The sequence below is a fragment of the Paenibacillus sp. J22FR83 genome, from assembly GCF_059691955.1.
In genome coordinates, this window is record NZ_JCAUAM010000005.1 from 348,718 (window position 1) to 375,188 (window position 26,471).

22 protein-coding genes are annotated in these 26,471 nt (G+C 47.7%); all 22 read right to left on the minus strand.

Features of this window, described 5'->3' with window-relative positions; translation table 11 throughout:
• Positions 1-66 precede the first annotated feature (66 nt).
• The 22 genes from AC58PV_RS12110 to AC58PV_RS12215 all read right to left on the minus strand — a co-directional run bounded on the left by AC58PV_RS12110 (position 67) and on the right by AC58PV_RS12215 (position 26,457).
• Positions 67-1,872 (minus strand): cache domain-containing sensor histidine kinase, encoded by a 1,806-nt coding sequence (locus AC58PV_RS12110; protein WP_497432481.1) that lies wholly within the window; start codon positions 1,870-1,872, stop codon positions 67-69.
• Between the two features lie 189 nt (positions 1,873-2,061).
• Positions 2,062-3,429, minus strand: a complete 1,368-nt coding sequence (locus tag AC58PV_RS12115) for a glycoside hydrolase family 140 protein (protein ID WP_497432482.1) — start codon at positions 3,427-3,429, stop codon at positions 2,062-2,064.
• 110 nt (positions 3,430-3,539) lie between these two features.
• Positions 3,540-4,544 carry a BtrH N-terminal domain-containing protein gene (locus tag AC58PV_RS12120; RefSeq protein WP_497432483.1) on the minus strand — a complete coding sequence of 335 codons (1,005 nt, stop codon included), beginning with the start codon at positions 4,542-4,544 and terminating at the stop codon, positions 3,540-3,542.
• Positions 4,541-4,813: an acyl carrier protein gene (locus tag AC58PV_RS12125; protein ID WP_497432484.1), complete on the minus strand. Its 273-nt coding sequence runs from the start codon at positions 4,811-4,813 to the stop codon at positions 4,541-4,543. Before AC58PV_RS12125 ends, AC58PV_RS12120 begins: the two co-directional genes overlap by 4 nt.
• A gap of 66 nt (positions 4,814-4,879) precedes the next feature.
• Complete coding sequence (locus AC58PV_RS12130; RefSeq protein WP_497432485.1) at positions 4,880-5,656, minus strand: response regulator transcription factor; 777 nt, start codon at positions 5,654-5,656, stop codon at positions 4,880-4,882.
• A 122-nt stretch (positions 5,657-5,778) separates the two neighbouring features.
• Positions 5,779-9,633 carry a glycosyl hydrolase family 2 protein gene (locus AC58PV_RS12135; protein ID WP_497432486.1) on the minus strand — a complete coding sequence of 1,285 codons (3,855 nt, stop codon included), beginning with the start codon at positions 9,631-9,633 and terminating at the stop codon, positions 5,779-5,781.
• A gap of 116 nt (positions 9,634-9,749) precedes the next feature.
• Complete coding sequence (locus AC58PV_RS12140) at positions 9,750-11,312, minus strand: extracellular solute-binding protein (RefSeq protein WP_497432487.1); 1,563 nt, start codon at positions 11,310-11,312, stop codon at positions 9,750-9,752.
• Between the two features lie 123 nt (positions 11,313-11,435).
• Positions 11,436-12,317, minus strand: a complete 882-nt coding sequence (locus AC58PV_RS12145) for a carbohydrate ABC transporter permease (RefSeq protein WP_497432488.1) — start codon at positions 12,315-12,317, stop codon at positions 11,436-11,438.
• Between the two features lie 19 nt (positions 12,318-12,336).
• Positions 12,337-13,329 (minus strand): ABC transporter permease, encoded by a 993-nt coding sequence (locus AC58PV_RS12150; protein WP_497432489.1) that lies wholly within the window; start codon positions 13,327-13,329, stop codon positions 12,337-12,339.
• 282 nt (positions 13,330-13,611) lie between these two features.
• Positions 13,612-14,391 (minus strand): glucose-1-phosphate cytidylyltransferase, encoded by a 780-nt coding sequence (gene rfbF, locus AC58PV_RS12155; protein ID WP_497432490.1) that lies wholly within the window; start codon positions 14,389-14,391, stop codon positions 13,612-13,614.
• 40 nt (positions 14,392-14,431) lie between these two features.
• Positions 14,432-15,244, minus strand: a complete 813-nt coding sequence (locus AC58PV_RS12160; RefSeq protein ID WP_497432491.1) for an ABC transporter permease — start codon at positions 15,242-15,244, stop codon at positions 14,432-14,434.
• 16 nt (positions 15,245-15,260) lie between these two features.
• Complete coding sequence (locus AC58PV_RS12165) at positions 15,261-16,076, minus strand: ABC transporter permease (RefSeq protein ID WP_497432492.1); 816 nt, start codon at positions 16,074-16,076, stop codon at positions 15,261-15,263.
• Positions 16,045-17,058 carry an ABC transporter ATP-binding protein gene (locus tag AC58PV_RS12170; RefSeq protein WP_497432493.1) on the minus strand — a complete coding sequence of 338 codons (1,014 nt, stop codon included), beginning with the start codon at positions 17,056-17,058 and terminating at the stop codon, positions 16,045-16,047. Before AC58PV_RS12170 ends, AC58PV_RS12165 begins: the two co-directional genes overlap by 32 nt.
• A gap of 44 nt (positions 17,059-17,102) precedes the next feature.
• Positions 17,103-18,062, minus strand: coding sequence for a Gfo/Idh/MocA family protein (locus AC58PV_RS12175; RefSeq protein ID WP_497432494.1), 960 nt, complete (start codon positions 18,060-18,062; stop codon positions 17,103-17,105).
• Positions 18,063-18,115: 53 nt separating this feature from the next.
• Positions 18,116-19,321, minus strand: a complete 1,206-nt coding sequence (locus AC58PV_RS12180) for a radical SAM protein (RefSeq protein WP_497432495.1) — start codon at positions 19,319-19,321, stop codon at positions 18,116-18,118.
• A 15-nt stretch (positions 19,322-19,336) separates the two neighbouring features.
• Entirely contained in the window at positions 19,337-20,443 is a 1,107-nt protein-coding gene (locus AC58PV_RS12185) for a radical SAM protein (protein WP_497432496.1), read from the minus strand.
• A 29-nt stretch (positions 20,444-20,472) separates the two neighbouring features.
• Positions 20,473-21,771 (minus strand): ATP-grasp domain-containing protein, encoded by a 1,299-nt coding sequence (locus tag AC58PV_RS12190; protein ID WP_497432497.1) that lies wholly within the window; start codon positions 21,769-21,771, stop codon positions 20,473-20,475.
• A gap of 1 nt (position 21,772) precedes the next feature.
• Positions 21,773-22,009: an acyl carrier protein gene (locus AC58PV_RS12195; protein WP_497432498.1), complete on the minus strand. Its 237-nt coding sequence runs from the start codon at positions 22,007-22,009 to the stop codon at positions 21,773-21,775.
• A 32-nt stretch (positions 22,010-22,041) separates the two neighbouring features.
• Complete coding sequence (locus AC58PV_RS12200) at positions 22,042-23,331, minus strand: UDP-glucose dehydrogenase family protein (RefSeq protein ID WP_497432499.1); 1,290 nt, start codon at positions 23,329-23,331, stop codon at positions 22,042-22,044.
• Positions 23,328-24,467: an NAD-dependent epimerase/dehydratase family protein gene (locus AC58PV_RS12205; protein ID WP_497432500.1), complete on the minus strand. Its 1,140-nt coding sequence runs from the start codon at positions 24,465-24,467 to the stop codon at positions 23,328-23,330. Before AC58PV_RS12205 ends, AC58PV_RS12200 begins: the two co-directional genes overlap by 4 nt.
• Before the next feature lie 18 nt (positions 24,468-24,485).
• The gene (locus AC58PV_RS12210) at positions 24,486-25,613 is read right to left on the minus strand and encodes a UDP-glucuronosyltransferase (RefSeq protein ID WP_497432501.1); all 1,128 of its coding nucleotides are present in this window, start codon (positions 25,611-25,613) and stop codon (positions 24,486-24,488) included.
• The gene (locus AC58PV_RS12215) at positions 25,600-26,457 is read right to left on the minus strand and encodes a class I SAM-dependent methyltransferase (protein WP_497432502.1); all 858 of its coding nucleotides are present in this window, start codon (positions 26,455-26,457) and stop codon (positions 25,600-25,602) included. The genes AC58PV_RS12210 and AC58PV_RS12215 overlap by 14 nt, the downstream gene beginning before the upstream one ends.
• Positions 26,458-26,471: the final 14 nt, after the last annotated feature.

A 26,471-nucleotide genomic window follows, 5' to 3' on the forward strand; every position in this document is an offset into this window, starting at 1 on the left:
CAAACGCTTACTTACACCCCATGCACAATTACGACTTTCTATGTTGAATATTCCTACATTATGTTATTAGCTCAGTTGGGAGGCTAGCTTCAAGGTTACCGCTGTCCCTACCCCTTTTCTGCTTTCAACGCTAAATTGGAACTGCTCACCGTAACGAATCGTATACCTCGCATATACGTTTTGGACGCCAATGCCCCCGCTTGCAGCAGACAACTTGTACTCCTCCTGATAGAGCGGTTGTCTGAGAGACGTAAGAATTTGGTCCAGTCTCTTCTCCGAGATACCGACGCCATCATCTTTAACTTGGATATAGACCCATTCCTCTTCCTTCCATGCGCGGAGGTGAATCGTGCCTTTGCCTCTTTTGCGTTCGATGCCGTGAAATACCGCATTTTCAACTAACGGCTGGAGCGTCATTTTTAACATCGGATAATTGTATAGATCTTCTTCAATTTCTACGTGATACTCGATTTTGCCATCAAATCGGATGCTCTGAATGATGATATAAGCATCAATTTGAACAAGTTCTTCCTGCAGCGTGACGATTTCATCCGTATTTTTGGTATTATAACGAAACATATCGGCTAAGGACTGCGCCATTTGCCCAATTTCCTCCACCGCGTGGTAGTCGGCCATCGCTTTAATACTATCAAGTGTGTTGTATAAGAAATGCGGATTAATTTGAGAGTAGAGCATCGCCAATTCCATTTGCTGCAGCTTAATTTGATATACATACTTCGTTTCAATCTGCTTCTGCAGTTCATCTTGCATGGCGTTGAAGTTCATGGCGATTCGCCCGATTTCATCTTTGCGTTTCATTTCAACCCTGACGGAATAATCGCCACGTTTAATATGGTTAACGGTTTTATAAAGATTAAGAATCGGATTGGTAATACTCCTGCCGAACAGCAACGATAGAATTCCAGACACAAGAAATGCGATTAAAGCCGTCCAAAGTGCTGTCGTTTTGATTTGATCAAGGGATGAGAAAATTTCTTTTTTCGGCATGATTAAGACAGTTTTCCAGTTCGAGTATTGGGAACGCGTGTATGAAACGAGCATGGTCTGATCACCGCTACCCGTCCAGAACTTTCCGCTGGCCCCTTTGATCTGGGCTAATGTTTGTTCATCGACGTCGGTTGCATGCCCCTTGGAAGAGTCGAAGATTGGATTATTCATGTCATTCAAAATTAGAAAACGGCTGTTTGTCGTCAAATCCGCATGCTGTCCCATTCCTTTAAACAGACCGTAATTGTAATCAGCACGCACTATGATAAACCCGATCGGATTGGAGAAATCGCGAATGAGCATCGAGGTGGAGTAAGCGGTCGTCCCCTCAACCTGACCACTTTCTAGCGGAGAACTGAAGAAGTTAACTAAGCCATCCTTCGCAACCGTTTGTCGAAACCAATCCGCGTTTAATACTTGATTTGCGTTACCGTAGGAGGTGTTATCCGAAGAATTGAGCAACTCCCCGTTGCTATAATAAATCTGAAAGCGGATGAAATCTGGTATCGGTGTTATGTTAAAGCTTTTCAAATAAAGATCCCCCAGTTTCTGACGAAACAGAAACTTATTCTGGCTGTCCATAGCTGAGTAAGCATTAATGTTGTCAATGTATTCCTGATTGTAATAAGGAGCGAGTAGTAGATTTCTTTTATTATGAAAATCGTTGTCCATATTAAACTCGATCTGCCTAACGATTTGAGCGCTGGCGGTTTCCACTCGTTCCGCCATGGAGTTGTAGGAGATATAAAATGAAGCGGTACCAATCAATGAAATGCAGAAGAGAATGATAATAAAATAACTCAATAATAGCATCGTACGAATTCTCGGAAATAGGTTCTCTAGCATTTTCCTTATGCTTTCCATCCAACGCATCCTAATGACCCGCCTCTCTGTCTATGCGAAAACAACCGAAACTGGCTAGAAGGCAGCACCTACGCTTTACCCTCTATCCGATTCCGGTTTGTAAGATCTATCTTTTCTATTCATTGTAATCCCAGAAAGGCAGCAATACAGCGTTCAATATTAATGAATTTTCTTAGAATTTGTACAGTATTAGCGTGAAATAGGGACACCCGGCTTCGCATATCCTTGATCGACATCGTCAAGCACCAGCACCCAGTCGTTCCCAGGTGCGCTTACCGTTGGCGGAACGAACTCTTGCGTTCCCTCGTTATCAACCACACCAGCGGGCTCACTTTCACCTGTTCGCGGATTGAACCACCAAACCGCGGCCTTCTTACCTGAAAATAGTCCAAGCCGCAAGGTAATCGACCGGCCCGTATAGGTGTAGGCCATCAAATAGCTTTTACCCAAGCTCACGAATAAACGATCGTATCGATAACCTGGATCACCACAAATTGCCGTCTCGTCAGGCCTCCGCTCATCATAAGGTCTTGATAGGAACAGATGCTTCAAATGGACCATCTGCTTCGCGCCGCCATCATCCAACGCGTCGATCCAGCTCCGCGTACAGCCGTATGCGCCAATTCCCCGCTCCTCTGCATGAAACTGCATGACTGCATTGTGCCCGTACGTATGTCCGAATGCACCTGCAAACACAGCCCAATAGGCATAGCGCCTTACATCGTCCGCCTTCCATCTTGGCGCCTCCAGGTGATGCAAGCCATGAGGAATATCCTCATAGGACGGCTCGCCATCGATCGTCGGCTTCGCCGGTACTTCGGCCCAATCCTTTTGCACAAATCGCCAGTTGTCTTCACCGACTAATGTGTCGGGATTGGCCTCATCCATCTGGTCATAGCTGCGATGCCCTGACTGAAACATATTGAAGTCGAGCCAATCCTCGTTATGGAACCACGTCGAGGACTGTGTCCGTCCGTACGGATGGAACGTCATCAGGTGATCTGGAGCAGCCTTCCGAATCGCACGGCCCATATGGAGCCATACATCCTTATGATCGCTGCCACGGATATCGCCTCCATTCAGCCAGATCACGTTTAGACGGTTCTTGTAGCGATTACCGACCCATTCGCCATAACGCTCAGTTGTCTCGGCATTGGGGGAATAATATTCAACAACACTGCCCCATACAGGGACAACTGCAACATACAGTCCTTCACGCTCGGCCATGTCGATCACCTCGTCCGCATATGACCAATAACTTGTAAACGCTTCTGATCGTTCTGCATCGGGCTGGTCCAAATCGAGATCTCGGAACGGCACTCTCCCGTACGCGTTCTCAGAATTCAAATCATGCACAAGCATGATCTGAATGACGTTGTAGCCCTTTTTTTTCCGGTCACGCAGATAAGTTAGAGCCTGCTCCCTTGTCGTCCGCTTCAAAATCAGCCATGCCGTGTCTCCCAGCCAAAAAAATGGAGTACCGTCAGCATGCTGTAAATAACGTCCGTTTTCCGAAACAAGAAGTCTACCGTTATCCCAAGGTTTATGAATATTCATTTCAAATTCCTCCAATTTCATCTACAATATTCGCCGAAAGTTGAAAAATGGCATGCCTGAAGAGCCTGATGCGCAACTACGCTCAAGCTCGTTTTATTAAGATCAAGTGATCATCTCTCTACCTGGTTCCCCAGCCATCGCAAATATCCGCCTAACGCCTCGGCATAATTGTCCAGCAGTTTCAAACCATTTACGGAGAGCTCTTTCATCCGTTCAGAGCGCCCTTGAACACCGATTTTGTATAACATCAATAAAAACATCTTCCATTCCTTATAAATTGGCTCAAGCAGGGACATCGCTTCGTGATAGCCGGGGCGATGCACAAGACCTGCTTCCTCCGCATACATCTGTATAAATTCGATATGGCTCAGAATGCAGCCAACACGCAAGCCGTAGTACACTTCCTCACAGGACTCCTGCAGTTCCTTTTTACTCATGGTAACCCACTCCGCCAAATCCGAGATCACATGTCTGACGGCGTTGATCCCCCCTGTTTCAAGTGCTCTGTCACAATCCAGGAACGAAGCGATATGGTCCATATACGCACGCGTCACCACCGCATTGGGCGTCGTCCGATTGTCGGAAATCGGGCGGTAAAAGGTGAGGCACGTACAGCCTTTCTCCAACTCATCCAATGCGACTGGTCCTTGGTACGTATGTATGCAGCCAGATTTGTCGCGCAAATGAGGGTCAACTACATAGGCTTCATTGCGCTCGACGTCCAATCCATAAAGCGTAACAACATGACCGCGGGCTGCATTCTCTGTATAAGCCCTGTGATAACTCAAACATCGGGTTCGTACTGATAACAACACAGGATATCCTTGTGCCAAACTGTCGGTGCAGTCGTTCACAAGATTCACAGGGTATTCCTGAGAGGTGTTATGGAAGGAAAATTGCTGTTGAATCTTTACGAATGGTGTCGTAATTTGCTCCATCCTTTCAAACCAGAACGTCTTTGGGTCCCCAAGATAAGGAACATTCATGCCGCCGCACAGAAAGAATAGCGCCGCCTCCGTCAGATTACTCCCTGAAACACGAAGTGCCTCCTGCATGTTCGCGAATATACAGTCATTGCCTGTTTTTACCTGAATATCCTCAATACATACATTCAAGCTTGCTCCTCCTCTAGACGGCGAACAAGAATCGCGATTTGGTTCAGCGAGCACAGATTCTCGATCAGCATATCTTCATCTTCGATCAAGATATTAAACTTCAGTTCCAACGCTACGACGAGTTCCACGGCAGCAAGAGAACTTAAACCATAGTTTCGCAGATCTTCATCCTCGCTTAATCCAAGTACCGTCTCCTGATCCAGTTTCAAGACATCCGCCAGTTTATCCTTAATCTCATCATAATAGGTATATAGTGAATCCACAGTCATTTCACCCTCCTTCTCGTCTCGGTAACATCGCCATAGTGCAACGATAGTCATATGCATTTGTATGGACTATTGTATTTTGTAGTGCTGCCGATATTCGCTCGGTGTAAGACCGCAATATTTTTTGAAAACGCTGAAGAAGTGTCGTACGCTCTCGTATCCAACTTGCTCGGATATACGGTGTAAGGAATCCATCGAATCGCCAAGCATCAGTAATTTCGCCTTCTTAATGCGGTACAGATGTAAATAATTGATCAGTGTCAGCCCTGTCTCTTTACGAAAGAGCGAGGAGATATAATTGGGGTGTAAATATACATGCTCGGCAATTTGATCAAGTGAAATATTTTCCCTATAATGTGTCTCGATATGACGGATAATTTTTTTGACGTTTTTGGACATTTGATCGTAGTCGACGCCCGGAACAGTTTCTTCCCAGTCGGATGAAGCATGGGAGCTAACCTCATCTTCACTCTCCAGCAACTCCAGTGACAGATTCGACATCACGTCATAAAGCTCAGCCTTATTGATCGGTTTCAACAGATAATCAATCACTCTACAGCGTATGGCTTGGTGCAGATAAGCAGGATCATCGTATCCGGTCAGAATGATGAAGCGATCACATAGACCGCGCTCACGCACTTTACGTATCAGTTCAAGTCCATTCATCTCCGGCATCTGAATATCCGTAATAAGCAAATCGGGACGGAAGTTCTCCAGCTTTTCAAGCGCATCAAATCCATCATGCGCACTGACAATCCGCGAGCATGGTGTCTGCCCTTTCTCAATGATATTAATCAGCCCCTTTAACATAAAGGGCTCGTCATCTACGATCATCAAGTTAAGCATGCTATCCCTCCCTGTACATACGGTTCGATTCGGATCGAGTCCGCTGTACCCACTATTGGAATTTTATTCTATTTAGTTAATTCTAGCATTCTGCTTAAAAGTTAAGCAATATGATCAATTGGTTATTTGCCAGCGTACAGGCGAACGGGGCCATACAAGCCGCCAGCCGCAAACGCCTTCTCCCAATGCTTAGGCATTGTATCAGGTTGCCAGTAAGACACCTTCGGATTCGTGGAACCACCGACGTTGCTTGACGGGCGGCCAATTTCATAATGGGTTCCCAACGTGTTCGTCACACGAATACGTAGATGATGCGTTCCCGGGCCGAATTCAAGCTTGAATCGATAGGGGCTCCATGCGCGTACACCGAGCGGTTTGCCATTCAACCATACCTCCGCCGTGCCGCGAACACGCCCCAGTTCGAGTACCGCGTTATTGCCCTCATTCCATTCGACCATCGACTCATACTCAACTACACCACTATGATGCGGCAGGCACAACGCGGATCTCCAATCGCCGAGTTCACCTTTCACTTTCGCAACCTCGAATCGAATCGGCGCGAGCAGCACGTCTGTCTCTGTACTCCTATCACTTGGCACAATGCGAAGCGCAGCCATTGTACCTGCCAATTGCGCTTCGAATCGCGCTTGGCCGTCTCGCATTGCTTTTTGCTCGCCGTCTATCCAACATTCGCACACTCCAGCGCAGATAACCTGAAGCGCCGTGGCTCCCGCCGGGAGTGGGAAGCGCAGCCAGATCGCTTTCCCAAGCTGAGATGTGTCGCGGACGAACGGCAATGGCTGAGACGTCGGTTTGGCATCCGGCATCAGCCAGTCGACATTCGGCAAAGGATGGGTGCGGCCTGGAAGCCACATCGTCTCCGTCTCGGCAAACTGCAGCACGGCTTCATGTAGAACTTCGGAGAACTGTCCCTGTTCATTCAACCACAATGGCCCCGTGCAGAACATTTGGTTGCTTCCATCCGCACGCTCGATCACGCCGTCTACCATGGCCACACCTTGTCCCTCTGGCATGACAAGCTCGATGATATTGTCGCCGCCATGCCAATACTGCGTCAGATCAATCTCTTCTTGACCCTGTCGGATATAAGGATTGAAATCGCCATGCTCAGACATTTGCTTGCCGTTTACATAGAGCGCAACGCGTTCCTTCGCACAGAAAATGACGCGTACGCGACTGATAGCACCTTTCCCCTGCTCAGAAATCGTGTACGACAACCGCGTTTTCGGATTAGGGGTTGGCGAATAAATCCACTTCGGCAGCGGCTCTTGTTCTTCCTCACATAAGGTAACCCCTGCACGGATCAATCCATTGGCCAGAGCCTCCGCGCACAGCAGCAGCGAATTAGCTCCGTGCTTAAGGTTCACAGCAGAAGTTTGCTCCTCAGGACCGCCTCTGAATGCGATCCGTTCTCCATTCACCCATAGGGCTATTGCCGCATTACTCTCCGTGCGCAGCCAATACGTCCCGGCCTTGGGCGTTACGACATGCGTTCTCGCCCATATCTTATTGCCAAGATCCGCCATGCCCAAATTTAAAAACTTACGGGGAACTCGGCCCATACGACCCGCCCATGTTCGGAACGAAAGATCTCCCAGCGTATTGCTGTAGACGACCCGCCATATACTGCCTTCATCAAAGCTTTGATCCCGGGATGCTTCCCAGTAAGCAGCCTCGCTCCACAGCCGTTTCATCCAGACTGAATCGTCAAGTTTGCTCACATGCCAATTAGCTGCCATGCCCTCTGCTTCGCTCTCCTCGCACGCGACAAGAAACTCACGGCGCTCGATCGGCGCAAAAGCGGTTTGACCGCCATGTAAATCAAAATCCCCATAGCGATTATCCAGCGTAGGCACTGCCAGAACCTGCCAGTCATGCAGCTCTGCTACCGGGTCCTGATCTGCTGGAAGTACGGGAACTTCCGCAGGCTGCGCTAGTCTGTCCGATGGGGGCGTGGAGTGGCTGAACACTTCAGCCTCCGTTTGATCCCATGGGCATACGACGAATGCCGCAGGCCAGCTGTCGAACACAACTTCCAGCTCAACCCATTCACAGTCCCTGCGATAGGAAAGCGGGGACACTTGCCCACTCACCGGATCCCACAGCTGCGGATAGCCTGCGGTGCGCAGACGATAGCGCACACTCCGCGGAGGCCGCACCCCCTCGCCCGATGGTTCGTGCATTGGCAGCAGCTCTCCCGCTTCCGGCAGCAGAAGAAACACATCGGCATCCTCGATCCTGCGCATCAACGGCATATTCGGCCCTTTTGCGCGGCCCAGCGAATTCGATTCAAGTATATCTAACGCTTCTTGAGTGGATCCGACATAGATAGCTCCCTCCAGCACCGGATCATCCTCTCCGCACTGTACGGCAATAACCAGACCGCGGGCTTCAACCCATTTTTTCACCTTCGCTAAGGCAGCATCATCCATCAAAGTGGTGCCGCAAAGCAATAGTGTTGAGAACGATTCGTCGCCAATTTGGAGCTTGCCATCCGACACCCTCGCAATCTCCAAAGCGGAATCGTCCGTCACATCAAAGTCGATGCATGCGGAGCGAAGCGCACCTGGTTGATTACGCTCCTTGCGGTTCCAGCGGCCTGTCAGCGATTGGTAAACCTCTTGCACATGCGCGATCCGCTTATGCGGCATCATGTTGGCGACGGCCATCGGATGCTCCAAAGGCCCTCCGTCTGACAACGACATCCAACCGCATGCCGCGTGTGAAGGATAATGAACCGCAACATCGGCCACATGCGTTCCTTGTGTTAACAGCCAGCACGCACGGCTGACCGTATCGGCAAACACGCCGTAATGCTCATAATACGGCTGACGCCATCCCGTGTCGGGCGGCGCCCACTCCCACCATCCCCCACGCGTACTGTAATAGACAGAGTGAGGGCTGTAAAGCGTCACACCAGACTGCAGCCAAGGTACTAACCAGTGCAGCGTCTCCTCCATCGTTCCGCCCCAACCGCTCGTATGGAAAGATTCTAGGAACACGCGTTTACCGCCGTGCAAATGAACCATCGATGCATGCGGTTTGATCTCGCCGTCCATATCGCTGCCAGCTGCATTATACCAGCGATGCGTGCGCATATAATCCAGATAAAGCCGTTGCGCACCATGGAGATCGACGCGACGCGCAGGTCCAGCCTGGTCGCAGCACTGCAGCATATTATGGCGCTTGTGCCACTCATATTGCAGTTTGAACACCGCTTCCTCCGCCAGCTCGGTCGCTAGTTCGTAAACGCGCCTTCGTATAAGCGAAGCTCCCTCTATATCTTCGAACAGTGCCGGCAATGCGGCAATCAAGTTCTCTCCATACCGCTTGGCATACAGATTGGGAATGCTATCCGTCCATAATGGCATCGATGGAAGCTCATCCTGGAAGCTGCCGCCAATCGTCCGGCCTAGCTCACTCGGAAAACGCCGTTCGAACTCGCCGTAAATTCGGTCATATAACTGCTCTGTGGCGCGCTTGTCGAGCCAATTAAATCCTTGCCTAACCGTTATGTACCGGTAGCCGCCGATCTCAGTTAGTAACGCTGAATCTTCAGTCAGCTCCTCGCCATGTGCAAGTCTACGCAGCTGGTAACCGGCCCATTCCGGATGCTCTGCAACAAGGTGAGCCGGAAAGTTGGTTCCCGAAAAGCCGATTTGGTCGTAGAAGAAAATACGCATACCCAATCTTTGCGCTTCACGCAGAGCCACTTCGAACATCGACCACCAACGCTCGCTAAAATATGGCGGATCGTCGGCGACGCTTCCGTATTGAGGGCCCGTCGGCGCAATATTGATGATGCCGATATTGCGCAAGCCTCCGCTGCGGAATTTCTGTAATTGCCATCGAATGCGTTCCGGTGTTACTTCCTCCGCACTCCACCACCAAAACGGCACTGGACCGAAATCCGGATCCGGTGAAGCAAACCTCTCGCGCAGATTCTTGTAATTCATAGAAGGATCCTCCTGAAATTGATAAATAGATGGCTCGACTCAATGGCCGAAATGCTTACGCATTTCGGCCATATCGGCAAGCATCCACTTTTGTAGCGTTTACATCAAGCTAAAAATTAAAAGTTTTTCTGATATTCTTTGTATTTCGCCGTAGCCCAGGCTTCCAATTTCGCCAGTCCCATGCCTTCGGCCTTTTTCATCATAGCTTCGTAATTGGCTTTGGCTTCTGCTTCGGAAGCCGACAAATAGATTTTTAATTCTTCGGTCGTGACCATATTTGTGATTTGATTTTCAATTACTTGCTCTTCTGTATCTGGTTCTGTAGTAACTAGACCCAGTGCAGGGTTGAACTTAAGAGCGGCCCTATTAGCAAGACCCCATTTCGTCATTTGAGAAGTCGGGCTATAACGTTGTAGTGCTTCGTTAACGCCGCTGCTGCCAATCAGACCCCACCAAACAACACCCATTTTCTTTTGAATTTCAGCGTTGTTGAAATCATATTTCATAACCGGATATTTCTCTGCTTCGTTATATTCCCAATCTTCGCCCTTAATACCGTAAAGTCCAAGCTTTTGTCCTTCTTCACTGTACATGAACTGCAAGAATTTAATTGAAGCTTCTGGGTTTTTGTTCTTTTTCGTAATATACATGCCTGCCCAGCCGGATCCACCCATCGGAACACCCGCTTGGTCGCTAAGCAGTTTCGTCACTTGCGTCATTTTGAATGCTGCCCCAAGTTTTTCCAATTGCGCGTTGGTCGCATCCGCATTACCATGGCCATGGGCAAAGGCTTTACCGTTTAATACCAATTGATCATCTTGCTGAGCGTCCTTAAAGGTGAAGTTCTCAGATGTCATATATCCTTTGCGGTACAGATTGTTCATGTACAGGTAGTAATTCAAATAGTTTTTATCTTTCAGGTAGTATTTCGCAGCACCGTCAATGTCCACGAAGCCTTTGGCTTTCTTCAATCCGAAGTTGATACGGAGATTTTGACCGATTTGATCTTTATCCCACACGAGCGGCGTCATATCCGGAAACTGAGCTTTCACTTTGCCCAGAACCGCGGTGAGATCATCCAAGTTATCCAGTGGAGGATTACCAATTTTATCCATAATATCTTGACGGAAAGTCAAACCGCTCGTGCCTGGTATTGCTTTTGGATTATCTTTCCACTCTTGCTCCGTAGAGTATGCATTTCGTATCGTATAGAAGTTGCCGTCTGGCATCGTGTTGACGCCCATACGTTCTTTACTAATCTTGAAATCCGGCGCATACTTCTTGATTAAGTCCCCCAATGGATAAGATACATTACTGACGGCCATGCGCGTCAGATCAGTAGCTGTATATACCAAATCAGGTAAATCGCCTGAAGCGATCAGAAGCGGAAGCTGTTTATCGTCCGTAGCAACCTGAACGTTCAGCTTAATTCCGGTTTTCTTAGTAATTTCTTCCGGAACCTTGCCACTCCAGTCTTTTAGAGACCACCATGGCATATTGACGAATACCGTAAGCTCTACAGGTTTTTGGTCAGCTTTCTTGGCTTCTTGCGTGGCAGCTGGTGCAGTACTCGTCTTGCTAGTTTCCGTACTGTTGCCACTGTTGGTGCTTGAACAGGCTGTAAGTAACATCATCCCTGCAAGCGCTATCAACCCTGTCGATTTAAAAACCTTCTTCATTGAATTGCCTCCTTTTTATCTCTACCTTAAATTATATGTAAAACGGAATAAAACCTCTTTTTTATTTGTGGTTTTATTCCGCGCTCCACCAACGTCATACACTAGAACTCAAACGAATGCTGCTTAACCCTTTACAGAACCGATCATAATTCCTTGAACAAAGTACTTTTGTAAAAAAGGATAGACAAGCAGGATCGGTATAACTGCGATAACCATGGCTGTCACCTGTATCGAAAAGGTTGTCACACCCGTAACGGCCGCAGCGTAATCCGCAGAAGCCATATCCGTCGGAATCATCCCCTGATTGATAACTTCCATCATACGGTAGGTTAATGGTCGGAGCGAATCCTTATTGACAAAATAGGCCGAATCCATCCATGAGTTCCATTGGCCTACGCCTATAAACAATCCCATTGCAGCAATCAGCGGTTTGGAGACGGGTAGGATTATTTTCAAAAAAATAGTTAAATCCGAAGCCCCATCTATTCGCGCCGATTCCTCCATCTCCGCAGGTATCTCACGGAAGAATGAGACCGCAATAATGAGGAAGAAGATTGTCACTGCACCTGGAACAATATAAACCCAAAATGTATTGAGTAATCCTATGCTGCGCAGTACAACGTAATAGGGGATAAGTCCGCCCGAGGTGTACATGGCAATGATAAAAAATGAAAAGTAGAACTTCTGAAACACCAGATTACGATACGCCAGACCATACGCTGTCAAACACGTAAAAAAGATCGTGACGGCCGCTCCGATACCTGTCCTTATCACGGAGACCCCAAAAGACTTAATCCACTTCGGATCGCTGAGAAACTTCTCATAATTGTTGAAGGTAAAATCCCTTGGCCAAAAATAGATGCCGCCCAGCGTGGTGTCAAGCCCGTTATTGAACGAAATAATAATTAAATAGTAAAAGGGGTACAACGTAACCAGCGCAATGATGACAAGCAAACTAATATTTACAGTGTCAACAATGCGATCTTCGATCGTTTTGCGATGCATAATTGACTCCTTTCCGCTGTTAGAACAAGCTGTTTTTGGTGACTTTTTTGGATAGGTAATTGCTTCCGAATACAAGAATGATAGCGATTACCGATTGTATTAAGTCGATTGCCGTCGCATATGCGTATCGTCCTTGTGCTAAGCCCATCTTGAACGCATATGTTTGCAATATCTCTGAGCGTTCGTTATTAATCGAATTACCGAGCAAGTACGATTGCTCAAAGTTGGATCCAACAAGGCCTCCGCCGAGCATGCTTCCGACTGCCAGAATAAGTACGACGATAATCGTGCCACGGATACCAGGCAGTGTGATATGCCAGATACGGCGTAATCGACCGGCTCCGTCCATCTCGGCTGCATCATACAGCGTAGGATCGAGTCCACTGATCGCTGCGAGGAAGATAATCGCCCACCAGCCCGCCTCTTTCCACATGGCCGTCGTGACAGCTAGCCCCCAGAAATAATCCGGACTGGACAGGAACGGAAGCGAATCCTTCACAAGACCTAATCCCTTCAATAAATCGTTTACAATACCAGAGTTGGTCGACAAGAAGACAACGAGCAACCCAGAAACGACGATCCACGAAATAAAATGAGGAAAGTAGCTGACTGTCTGTGCGAAACGCTTAAAAAACTGATGCCGCACTTCGTTAAACATAATGGCCAATAAAATCGGCATCGGGAAGGTAAAGACTAATTTCAAAAGAGAGATTGCCAACGTATTCGTTACAATTTGCTTGAAATTGTAAGCGTGGACAAATTCATTGAAATATTTGAGCCCTACCCATTCACTCGTAAAGATCCCCTTAATTCCTGTCGAGATTGAATAATTTTTAAATGCCATCAAAATGCCGAACATCGGCAAGTAATGGAAAACGAAGACAATCAGCATTCCCGTTAAAACGAACAAATGAGCATATTTCTGTTTGACAATTTCATGCCAGATGGATCGTTTTGCCGTCGTGAGCTGCTTTGTCCGCTGCGATGTGCCTACCTCTGTTAGCTGTTTCAAACCACCTTCACTCCTCCTTATTTCCCTGACTCAAGCTGCAGCTTGGAGAATATGATTTTATTGTATAGTCGATAGTTAGACATGAATAGTGTTGAAAACTTAAATAACAGCGTTCATTTTTAAGGTGTTTGTAAGCGTAATCAAATTTCAATCTTTATTTCGAGATTCGCGCGCGAAAAGAGCCGACAGTTTGCAACCCTATCGCGCTCGTCAAGGCATATATTGCCGGCGGTTTGTCAGATGATCTTCCACTTGAGTATTAGGCAGAAAAGGCTACTTGCATCAAGACTCTTTCAATACCTTCCATGGCGCTTCACCAGTTGCCCACAACGCCTCCAGCGACTGGTGATCTCGAATTGTGTCCATGCAAGACCAAAAACCTTCATGCCGATAAGTCATCAGTTGACCGTCGCGCGCAATGAGATCGAGCACATCACTTTCCAAGCTGTCCGCATCACCCTCGATGTAATCCAACACCTGCGGTTCCAGCACGAAAAATCCACCATTGATCCAGCGTTCCTCCTGATCCCGTTTCTCATGGAAAACCTTAACTTGATCCCCCTCGGTCAACATCGTGCCGAAACGTCCTGGAGGGCGCACTGTGGTTACGGTCGCAAGCTTACCGTGCGATCGGTGAAAGTCCAGTAGCGCCCTTAGGTTGATATCGCTAACTCCATCGCCGTAAGTCATCATGAATGTGCCATTTCCAAGCCTTGGTCTCAACCTCCGCAACCGACCGCCGGTCATCGTCCGTTCCCCTGTATCGGTTAAATGTACAATCCAATCTTCGCCGCCGTCACCCGATTTACTTACCTCACCCGTTCGCATATCAATGGTCAAATCTTTCGAATAATACGGATAATGCAGCATATAATGCTTGATCATCTCGCCTTTATAACCTAGCGCGAGTTCGAATTCACCGAAACCCTGAGAGCCGTACATCTTCATAATATGCACTAGGATTGGCAGTCCTCCGATTTCGACAAGAGGCTTTGGCTTCACGTTCGTTTCTTCAGCCAGCCTTGTACCGAGCCCGCCGCACAAAATGACCACTTTTGTCATCGTCATTTCCCCTGCTTTCCTATGTAGAGTAGAACTAGCGCTAGCTGTTTGCGCTGGTATAGTTCCTGATTGCGTGCTTCCAAAGCAATCGGCAAAGAACTATAAACAGTATTGGAGCAATGAAGCCCCAAATCATCATATAATTCGGCAGCCTATCCAGTACATAGAAAGGAGACAAATTGGTGATGAGAAATACCGGTAGTAGAAAGCTTCCGACAAACTGGAGACTTTTGCTGTATATGGTCATTGGCATATAGTTCATGTCCCATAAGAGAGCTGACGCGTCATTGATTCCTTTCGACTGCACCGTCCAGAATGTTAACAGCGACGGCAATAAGAATAATGCGTAATTCAGTATGACCCCACACACCGTGAATATCGCATACATCAAGACATTATCTATCGTTACGGGCATTTCCAATCTCCGCCAGGCAATGATGATCATGATGATGCCTGCAATGAGATTCGTCGATGAGAAACCAAAATTGATTCGACTCAGCGTCGAAATGAACTGAAGGGACACTGGCTTTGTGATCATCATATCCAACGTACCGTTTCGTATATGTCCGGGGAGCCGAGCGAAATTCATATAAAAGAACAAACAATAAATACCAGTCATAAATGTAAATGACCCCACACACAGAAGAACGCCATCAGGCGTCAAGCCGTTAACTTTCACCCCTGCTTGATAAACAATTAACACATAAAGCAGTTTGATACATAAATAGGCAACTTCAATCAGCGCCCCAAAAATAAAATTCACACGGTATTCCATTTCAGACATGAAACTGTTTTTGCATAATAGCCAGTAAATATATAAGTAGCGTTTCGTCCCCTTCAACAATTCGCTCATCTGTGTCTCCTCCTATTTAACCTCCAACTGCTTCAAATCTGCGCATCCCAGCCTGCCACAGCAATTTCGAAACGTACAGGAATACAACGAGCCAGATCAGTTGGATGCTCATACCAAACATGATATCCGCTCCAGTTACTTTACCGCTTAAAATATTGACAGGGAAATAGATGACATATTGAAATGGGAGCCATTCAAGCACCCGCTGTATAGGCGCGTTAAAAATATCAATAGGAAACATACTTCCACTGGCTATGCCTGCAAGTAAAGTAAAGGTTGCAAAAATCCCCCATGCCTCGATAACCCAAAAGCTAATTGCACTAATACAATAATAGATCGTGAAGTTCAAAAGTAATGACAGCGGAATCACCATGAGATACCCGATTACAGACTGCATCTTGAGTTGGAAATCTAGCGTGACATGCAAAATAGCAATCACAATGGCGTTAATCACAACGAGTATCGCAATCCGAATACTTTTGTCGCCAAGGAATTTGAATACACGGAAGTAAAAATAAGAGATCGGTTGCACAATGAACTTGTTCAAACTACCTTCTTTTACATCCGTGGAAATCTCGCGCTCGAACCCTGCCGCCACAACGGTAGACGTGAGAATCGCTAGAATGGAATAGGCAATCATCTGCGAATAGGTATAATCAAATACCGTAGCGGATGACGAATTGCGGAAAATAGCGGTCCACAGATAACATTGGATGACAATCGGCATCGCGCCGCTAAACAGCCGAATAAAGAAATCAACACGATACTCCATTGCGCTGAGCGCACCCATTTTAAAACATTTAGCGTACGTTTTCCAGGGAAGCGGAAGCATCGGTGTTCACTCCTCTCTCGAACAGTCGCGCGATGCCCTCTTCAATTGGAATATCCTCAATGGTGAGATCCACGACTGGAAAGTTTGCCAACAAAGACTGGGCACAGGACTTAAATTGCGATCGGTCCACCTCAATATGTACATAAATACCATCATAAGAAAGTATTTTCCCATAGGCTCGGAAGCGGGCCACTTCCACTGGCTCCTCTAATTGCAGCTTGATCACTTTGCGGTCTCCGAGCGTGTCATTCACCCTGGCAAGATCCCCATCGTAGACAACGCTACCATTATTGATTACGATGGTGCGCTTGCAAAGAAACTGAATATCCTCCATATAGTGGCTTGTTAAAATAATCGTTGTGCGTTTCGTCCCATTATACTGCTTCAAAAACTCCCGAATTTTGCGCTGAGAGATGATATCCAGTCCAATCGTCGGCTCATCGAGAAACAATACTTTCGGATTATGGAGAAGTGCTGCGATAAGCTCCATTTTCATCCGCTCGCCAAGCGACAACCTCCGAACCTGTACATCCAACAAGTCTCGCACTTCGAGCAGCTCAGTGAGCTCTCCTAGTGTCCGCATGTATTGATGATCGTCCACCTCATATATCGCTTTATTGAGATAGAAGGACTCATTGGCCGGTAAATCCCACCACAGTTGATTTTTTTGGCCCATCACGATCGAGAATTGACGTTTAAAAGCCTTTTGGCGCTTCCATGGGTTGAATCCGAGCACGCTTGCCTCTCCTGCGCTCGGATACAAAATACCAGAGAGCATCTTCAACGTGGTTGTCTTTCCAGCCCCATTAGGACCAAGAAAGCCTACGATTTCCCCTTCTTCGATTTCAAAGGAGACATTGTTAACCGCTTCCTTATACAGCTTTTTCCGTGCATACAAGTTCGTTAAAGAGTGACGAAGACCCACTTCTTTTTTATAGTATTCAAATGTTTTGCTCAAGTCCTTTACGATAATGGCTGGCACGTGTGTCATCTCCTTCAAAGAAGCCATTTCTGTCTATGAATCGGTCATGCCTTTCCTCTTCTGTCTTGCAAAGCCGATTGGTATATCGTATCAGCCATTGCGATGCGCTCCTTCACTTGGTTAAAAGGTTCGCTTGGTTTTCCCTGTCTCAGCGCATCGCGAATAGCTCTTAATTGATTCGTATAGTAGTTCATTGGCTCGAACTCTATCTGTTCACGATGTCCGCCATCCAACCACTCGATCGTCAGCCGAATCTTGTAGTGTCCGACATTGGCGCGAAAGAAATCGCCCAATGTAACCGTCGCTTGTTCGAAGTAGCACACATGCTTGGACTTGTATGGCATTTCAAACGAACCTACGAAGTTCGATTCTAGGCCATCTGCAAATGCAGCCTTAGCACGAAAAGTCCAATCGCATCCATCCGGACCTGCGAAATCGGACTGGCCAGAGACACGGCCGCCTTCCAGCCCGTGGATGGCCTGAATGAATTGAAGCCAATAACAGCCAAGATCACGAAATACACCGCCACCTTTGGTAGGATTGCTTCGATAATTTTCACGGAAATTGTCCTTAGGCGTAAAGCTAATTCTCGTCTCCGTCTTTAACAACCGCCCGTATCGGCCGTCTTCGATCATGGATCGAAGTGTGTGCTGCCAAGGATGATGCTGCACCATCAGCCCTTCCCATATTTGTACGTCTGCCTCTTTAGCCGCCCGCTCGATCCTCTCCCATTCGGTCAAATTCGAACAAATCGGCTTCTCAACCAACACCCTTTTGCCCGCTTTGGCAGCACGAACAGTCCATTCCTCATGCAGTTCATTGCTTAGCGCGATATAAACAAGATGGACCTCGGGATCTTTTAATAATTGCTCGAAATTGTCATAAACTTTCGCAATACCGTAATCCTCGGCGAGCACCTGCGCCTTCAACACCGTCCGATTCGCCAGTCCTGCGACTCGAACCCCCTCAACCTCGCGTGCTGGTTGAAGCAGGGCACGTGGCAAAATGGCCGGACATCCTAAAGCAGCAACAACGATCTCCTTGTTTTCGAAGATACTCATATATGCTTTATATTTGCAGAGCTCGTCAAGTAGAGCACACTGCATTTGGAACAGGCTGGCGTCAGTTCCGTATTTATTTTTCCACGTATCCGATCGTACTGGTCAGAATGCCATAGCTCACGCAAGCCGCTATTATTTAAATTACCGACGGTGAATTCGGAGAAAAATTTGCACGCAGAAGCACTCCCGTCCGGTAGGACATCCACTCGCGTAGACAATGCTAGACACGTATCCGCACAGCGCACATTCATAACCTGGCCGCGTACGAAACTTTCAATTTCATCAGGCTCAAGTCCTGGTTGAAATCGGATGCGCGTTGTCCAGCTGCGGCTTTTAATCAACTTTAAATCATCCAACAAGGCAGGGACATTGTTTGGATTAATTTGATATTTAAATCCATGCCAATTGCATTTCCGATCGCTAATATCCGTTAACCAATCGAAGTTCTTCGTGAAATAATGATCCATCTCCCGAGAAGCCTCATCCGAAATAAACCAGGGGAAGCAAAGCAGTACGAAATCAATTCCGCTTTCTTCAAAGAAGGCCATCAATTCCGGTAATCGACCAATCATATAATCGTGAATGACGCAGTGAACGGAAATACCGCCTTTAAAGACACCTTGCTCCCGAAGCTCGGTCAGCTTCTGAATCTGCTCCATGGTTTTGCCAAACGAACCTTTGCCCCTGATTAGGTCATGTTCCCTCTCAAACCCTTCAATCGCGAACAACAGCTCCAAATCCTTACCTAGAGCGAGAAGACCATCCATATGTTTGTCAATCAGCAAGCCATTTGTGCAAATAAGGGTTTCCCTGCGATCGGCAGCCACTAAGGCTAGTATTTCACTAAACTTGCGATGGAACATTGGCTCTCCGCCCCATAAGTAAAGCCTCGATTTCGCATCCCTCGTCTCATCCAGAATATTCTTGATGATCTGTACATCGATATCCAAATTTTGCTGTTCATCATCCATATCATGATGATAGCCGGTTTCGCTCCATTGATAGCAATGCTTACAGCGCAGATTGCAACGATTCGTTATCTTGATTCCGATAGATTCGGGCATATCCGTTTTGTATAGACTGTCCATCCCCCTGCCTTTGCGCGCCACGATAACGTTGCGAACGGTACGCTTCAAAGAATCAAACAATTCTTTATCCACTTTCAATTTGCTGGTCGGTTGCATGAAATCACCTCTTTCCATGGAATCGTTTTCACCTTACTTTGGCTTTTCGTTGTAGAACAAACAACACCCCTGACAGATCGGAAGCAATTCCTTCTTTAAATGATTACGGTATTTGCTATAACGCGGACCATTCCAAATATCCAGTAAAGGCGTCTCGTTCACATTGCCGAGTGTCAAATCATAAAAAGCGTGACATGACGTCACATTGCCGAGCGCATTCACCTCCGTACTGATCCATGGAAAGACACACCGTTTCTTCACCTTTGACATCTCGTGCCAATTGGCAGTGAAATACTTGCGAATATCTTCAACTGTATTGAATTTAGGATACAAATTCACGAAGATTCCCCTACGATCACACTCTTCCTTGACAGCTTGCACTTGATTGAAAATCCCTTCAAAGTCCATATCCGCAAATTTACTGATATCTTGTACAAACCCTCGGGCAATCGGAGCGCCTTTGACATCGAATTTCTCTTCCAGCAGCTTCACATATTGGTTATGATTCTCCTCGGTTAGGTACGATTGCATTTCAATACTGATACAATCAAGCTTAGATAAGTCAATGCTTTCAAAAAACATACGGGCAATCTGCTTATGGTTAGCAGGCGTCACAACCATGTTGAGACCAATTTCCATATTGGATTCGGGTCTTGCCTCTCTGGCTTCATACAGCTTTTCGATACCTCGTTTTGCTTTCGCAAAAACGCCCTTTCCTCGCTGCTCATCATTGAATTCCTCCGGTCCATCCAGTGAAACCCAGATACGGTTAACATTGTACTTGACAAGGATTTCCGCTTTGCTCGCTAGCAGGGTCCCGTTTGTCGGCATTTGCACTGTACTTCCATAATGGGTAATCAACGCCAACAACTCTTCGAGGTGCGGATACATCAGTGGCTCACCACCGTATAGATCATAAAATGGCTTTGCGTGACTGCACGATTCGACAATCTGCTTAACGACGTTTATATCCAACTTAGACAAAATCGCCTTCTCGTTGTACGCACCGCTTTCTCCCCATTCATAGCACATTCTACAACGCAGATTACAGCTCTCCAGCAGTTGCAGGAATATCCAGCGCGGGGCGGAGTTTCCAAAAGTCGGTTTGGTCGATTGTGCCTCCATTTTTGCTTCACTCATTCTCATCACTCCCTATGTGTATGCCAGATTTAATTCCATATACGGAGTCCTAGTTCCGCAAATATCTCTTGCAGACGGGTCTCCACAACTAGACAATCTTCTTCCATTCGATAGACAATCGCCGCATACAAACGGCCCTTTCCTGGTACATTGAGCGCGCTGCCCGCAAGTAAAGTATTGGCCGACAACGGCACGATACCAGGCATTCCACACTTCGGATCAAATAATAACTCCTCACGACGGAGGCAATCGAGAATCTGTTCATACGATGTCTCATGCGTATAAGAAATACTGTAATACGTTAACATAGATTGCATGCCATGCCTGGCAACGAATGCATCAATCCCATTCTTCATATGACTCATCGACTTGCGTGCATTAATCTCCACGATCGGCATCCATTCATTTCCCTCAAGCCGCATCGAATCTACACAAACATCGCCCCAATAGCCATCCGCATACATCGATTTTCCGATTTGTTCCATGAGTTCCAGGTATCCAGTCGCTTCTAGCTCCATGTGGAAGACATCATTTGGTGTTACAATACCGCGAAAAGCAAAATCACGATTGATCATCTGCTGCACGGATACCAGCCGGAAATCACCTTTCTCCGAGAGATGGAATAAGGTGGAAAAGTCTAACGTCTTCGGCAGTAAGGGTTCTAAGATCAGACGAGTATGACAACCCTTCTTCTCCTGTGCAGCCAAAAAGCTGGCAATACGGCGAAGCACTGTCTCTTCACGTACGTGAATGATACCCTTGCCAGATACGCCGTAGTCGTCCTTAATCAGCATGGGACCTTCCTTAAGCATCTCTAACGCCATCTCTTGCAATTCCTCTGAGCTTGTAGCTATGCGCGCAGGATTAGGAATCCCCAGTCTTGAACGCATATCTGTGGAATAATGCTTGCCGTTCACCCACTGAATGATCTCATTATCCGGCTCGCTATACGCAATCCCCAGCAACTCTGACAGTTGCTTATGGTGGGGAAGGACAGCGAATGAATTGAACGTACAATCAGACGGCAACTTAGGAAGATTCATCATGTCCAGGTTTTCGTCTGCCGTATCACAAATGACATTCTGAAAATCAAATCCGATTGAAGCGAGATAGTCCAAATGCGTGGCATGCATCGGAAGACTCGTCAACACATAATCACCAGGGCGGGCTAAGCTGAACATAAGCTCATCCATCAAGCCTACAATTCGCTCTGCTTGTTTGTCTGCAACTTGAGGCAGCTTCGACAATCCCTGCTCTCGCCAAAACCGTTCCGCATTGAATACACCGCTCAGCGCTAGAGGACTCTTGTATTCGCGCACACGCTCCATCTTATGCTCGCTCTCTAATGAATGCACAGAAGGCCTCGATTGAACTAAGATGCTCTAGATCGAACTCGTCAAAGTCGAATTCAACTCCGAACTCATCCTCGATGCGGAGAATAAAGTTGACTAGCTGCAGCGAGTCCAATCCTGCCTCTTCTGTAATGCTGGAAGTGGCGGACAGTGTTTCAGCCAATGAAGGATCTTCCTTCATCTCAGCAATAATTTCGGCAATTTTCTTTTCCATTGTAGCCCCTCCTGTTATCTGTTCCATCTCGACTAATTCCTCCTCAATTGGGTTGGTAACACTAATTCCCTCTTTCCCAGGCAATATCGACCGTCAATAACCTGCACACGTTCCAGCAACAACTGCCTAGCAGTAAACTCCGGCCAAGCCGTCACCAGAGCGGCCAGATCGCGTCCTTCCAGCGCCTCCTCTAATGAGTGCGCATAGCGGATTGGGAAATCGTAAGCTTCGCGAAATCGTGATATGGCTAGCGGGTCGTAGGCAACAATATCGGTAACACCAAGCTCTAGCAGGTGTGCGATAATATCGGCTGCTGGCGTCTCGCGCACATCGTCACTGCCCGGCTTGAACGCCAGACCAAGCACGGCAACCTTAGATTTAGGCCCTGCTGCAGCTACAACGCGCTCCGCAAATGCCCGCTTTGTGCGGGCGTTCACCGCCAGCACCCCTCCAAGAAGTGTGGACTCACGTCCTAGCTTCTGGGAATATCGGTACAGTGACAAGGTATCCTTAGGCAGGCAGTATCCTCCGAAACCACAACCAGGATACACATAGCTCGCCATCCCTCCTCCTTGCCATCGCCCATCCGCATGAAGCAGCCGAAATGTCTGCGAGATATCTATTTCCGGGCTGCCTTCTGCAAGCGCAGCCAGTTCGTTGGAGAAGCTGATCATCGTTGCCAGCAGTGCGTTGGAGGCCATTTTGGTGAATTCTGCAGTCCCAGGCGACACGGCAAGCACAGGAGCACCAAACGGTTCATACAGTTGCTCAAGCTGACGCATACTATATGCGTCACATGCTCCGATCACAATCCGATCGGGATGAATAAAGTCCTGCCATGCCCGCCCCTCTCGCAAAAATTCCGGATTATGTGCAAGTCCAACGGACTCGCCGACCGTATGACCGGAGTTCTTCAACAGAGGTGCAAGAACATCTGTTGTCGTCATTGGCGGCACGGTCGACTTGATCACCAACGTACAGTAGCTATCCTTCCTCAGCAGCGGAAGCGATTGACGAATCGCACCTGTAAGCGCATCCAAATCCGCTGCCCCGTCAGGGCGGCTCGGTGTACCGACGCAATAAAAGATGATTGAGGTATGTTCAAGCGCTTCGGCCAGCGTATCGCAAATGATCAGACCGCTTCCAAGCAACTCATGTAGTTTATCCTTAAGTCCTGGCTCATGAAACGGCACTTCGCCGCTTTTCAGCTTCGCCCTTAGATTGGCATTCGAATCGTAGGCATACACCAGTCTGCCTGTCTGCGTGGCCAAACCTAGCGCCGTTGTCAGACCGACAAATCCCAAACCAATGACAGCGATCATACACGAACACCTGCCGCATCCTGGAGAAATGACAGATAGCGACGAACCCCATCATGTACGTTTATGTCGGGGGCATAGCCGAGTACCTCGCGTGCCTTGGTCAAATCAGGGCATCGTCGCTGCGGATTATCGGTCAAATACTCGCGATCGGCGGCTTGCTCCATACGGATGACGCCACGATACCCTGTCAGTTCTTTGCCTGCCTCGGCATAGATGGAGGCCAGCCCTGCAACTGACAGCTCCTCTGCGTCCATTCCGATGTTGAAGGTGTCGAACGTGCTGTGCGTCAACACCTTCAAAATGCCGGGTATCGCGTCGGCAATGTAGCAGAACGTGCGTGAAGGACGACCGTCCGAATAAATGACGATATCTTCCCCTTGCAGCACATTGCGAGCAAAGTCCGCCGGCAATCGGCGATCCTCCGGCCGCATGCCAGGTCCGAACACATTGAACGGACGGACAATTCGAACAGGCATGCCGAATGAGGTTGCATACACATAGCACAATGTTTCACCAAGTCGCTTCGACTCGTCGTAGCATGCTCGTGGACCGATACTTGGTACTTGGCCTAGATAGGTCTCAGGGGTAGGAATCGCATCTGCCGAAGGACTGCCGTATACCTCACTGCTGGAGAAGAACAGCAAGCCTCGCAGCGTATCCGACTGCTTGTAGAAGTTCAACAATCGCTCGAGACCGTACACATTCGCTTTAATGGTCTCGAGTGGATGTTGTCTGTAGAAAGTAGGTGAAGCGATTGAGGCCATATGCAGCACATAGTCTGCGGACACGGCATAGCCGCATGAGCTTAGATCATCATTTGCAACATCGTAAACATGAACCTCTAGTTCGTCATGTCCGCTGCGTGCCGACTTGATCCATTCGGGCTCTCCGAATAGGAAGCGATCCAGCAGCACAAGCTTGCGCAGGCGGATACCGTGCGACTTGAGTCCTAGAAAAAACTGCGTTAAGTAATACCCGAGGAAACCTGCTCCTCCGGTAAGGACGACCGTTCGATCATGAAATTGGGCGATCGAGCCAAACTTGTCAAACATGTGGCACAGGTCCTCGCGCAGCACATCTAAAGCAGACAGCGGGCCCAGGCGGAGGACATTTCCGGCTAACTGTTGATCGTTCATCCTTCACTTCCCCTTTCGTTACGAGTTAAACGCCGCAAATGCATGGGCATACTCCTCGATATAATCTTTCGCATTCGCTCTGGCAGCGAGCAGCCGTTCATGCAGAGGACGCAGCGCTTCTCGCGAATATCCCGACGCTTTCCAGTCGGCCATCGAGATACCGAAGCCAAGCTTTTGCCATAAGGCTGCATTATGGGCTTCGTGATTGCCGAATGGATCCAGCATGATAAGCGGCGTTGCGGAGGCAAGCGAATCCATTAAGGTTCCTGCTCCCGGCTTGCTGATAATCCCGCTGGCCTGACGGATGATACCATACAATCCGTGATGCTCTAGCGGAGCTTTATATACAGGCGTCTCATCTGGCACAAGTTCGGCAAACGGCGGGAAGCCTGGCGTACTACCAGGAGATGTCTCCCAAGCCTTCCATTTCGGATCATTCATAAACCAGCGGTTGCCATTCATCTCTTGTCCTGCTTCTTCCTCCAAATAAGCGACAATATCCAATGCAATGCCTAGCCGTTCAAGCTCCTCGGCCTCGTTGCGGTAAGTGCCAATGCCCCACCCACCGCCATGTACAACATAGCTCCGTCTACGGTTGTCATACGGTACCGTTTCCTCTTCTCCAATCGGAATACAGCGCTCGATCTCTCCAATCTCAGCGCGGTATAGCCAAACCTCTCGGTATCTGGATTTGAAGTCCGAAACAAACTTTTTCATACTTCTCCAAGAAGGTGAGTAGTCCGAGTCGACATACAGCAGATCAACATCAGGTGCTCTGTGACCATTACTAATGCGATGCTCTCGATACAAATCAAGAATATATACCCAATTCCCGGATAATGCGATGAAATGCTCGCGTTCCTCAAGATCCCATTGTTCGATCAATCGCTGTGCAGCCCTTGCATCAATACTGTCACGTATATCCTTAGGAAGCCTGGTTGCCAGCTGGGCCGCAGCAAAATGATGGTGATAAGCTGCTTTACTGTCATCAATTCGACGCTGCTTCTCTGGATCCAGTACCGATTCAAACACATATATATCACTTGATATGCCGAGTTTCTCAAGTCCTCTAGCTACAAGTATGCCTGGTATATAAAAGCCAAGTCCGAAACCTGAACACAGTATCGTCACATTACGATTCATCATGGCCCTCCCGTTTACGCAATATCATCACAACATCCGTATTTGGGTATTTGAAATTATAATTCGTCATATGGATTAGCCGCTTTTCGATCACGGATTCCAGTACCAAACCGTCTGGCATATTTTGGAGGATATGTTCCTTCAAACTTTCTATCGTGAATTTCCAGACAACGCCGTCGATCGAAGAATTAATCATATAGGCTCCTGTCATTTTCTCGTCTGCACTCGTTTTCTGTATCGACACTGGATCGGCAACGATGACGATACCTCCAGGCTTCAGCACACGCAAGGATTCTTCCAACGCTTTGCGCGTACGGCGAATATGATGAAAACAACGGGCAAACAACACAACATCGAAACTTTCATCTGGAAACGGAGCTTTACAAATATCTGCATGGACATAACTGTCGAATCGTCCCATGCGCTTACCCAGCTTCAGAGATGGCAGATTCACATCCAAATTCGTAAAGTGAATGTTCGTATTGTTGCGGTAATACTTATTCAGCAATCCAGGTCCGCAACCTACTTGCAGCACCTCGCCTGACATTTCGGGCAGCACATTAAATACACGTGAAGGTTTCGGAAAATTCTGAAGCAATAGCTCGATTTCATAGATAATCGGATGCCTATACATAAATCGAACAAATTTACTCGTATAAAAGGGATTCTTCATCTTTTTCTTAAGACGTAAGAGATCATAGCGGTTAAGGTAATAGATGGGTGATAGCCCAACAAAAAATACGATGGAAGCCAGTTGTACGATATAGATTTGAAGCGCACCCCATATGCCGGTCTCTGTGGCCAACGCCTGTCCAGTTATGGCTGCGGATTTGCGTCCATCCTCCATGAATCAGTTCCTCC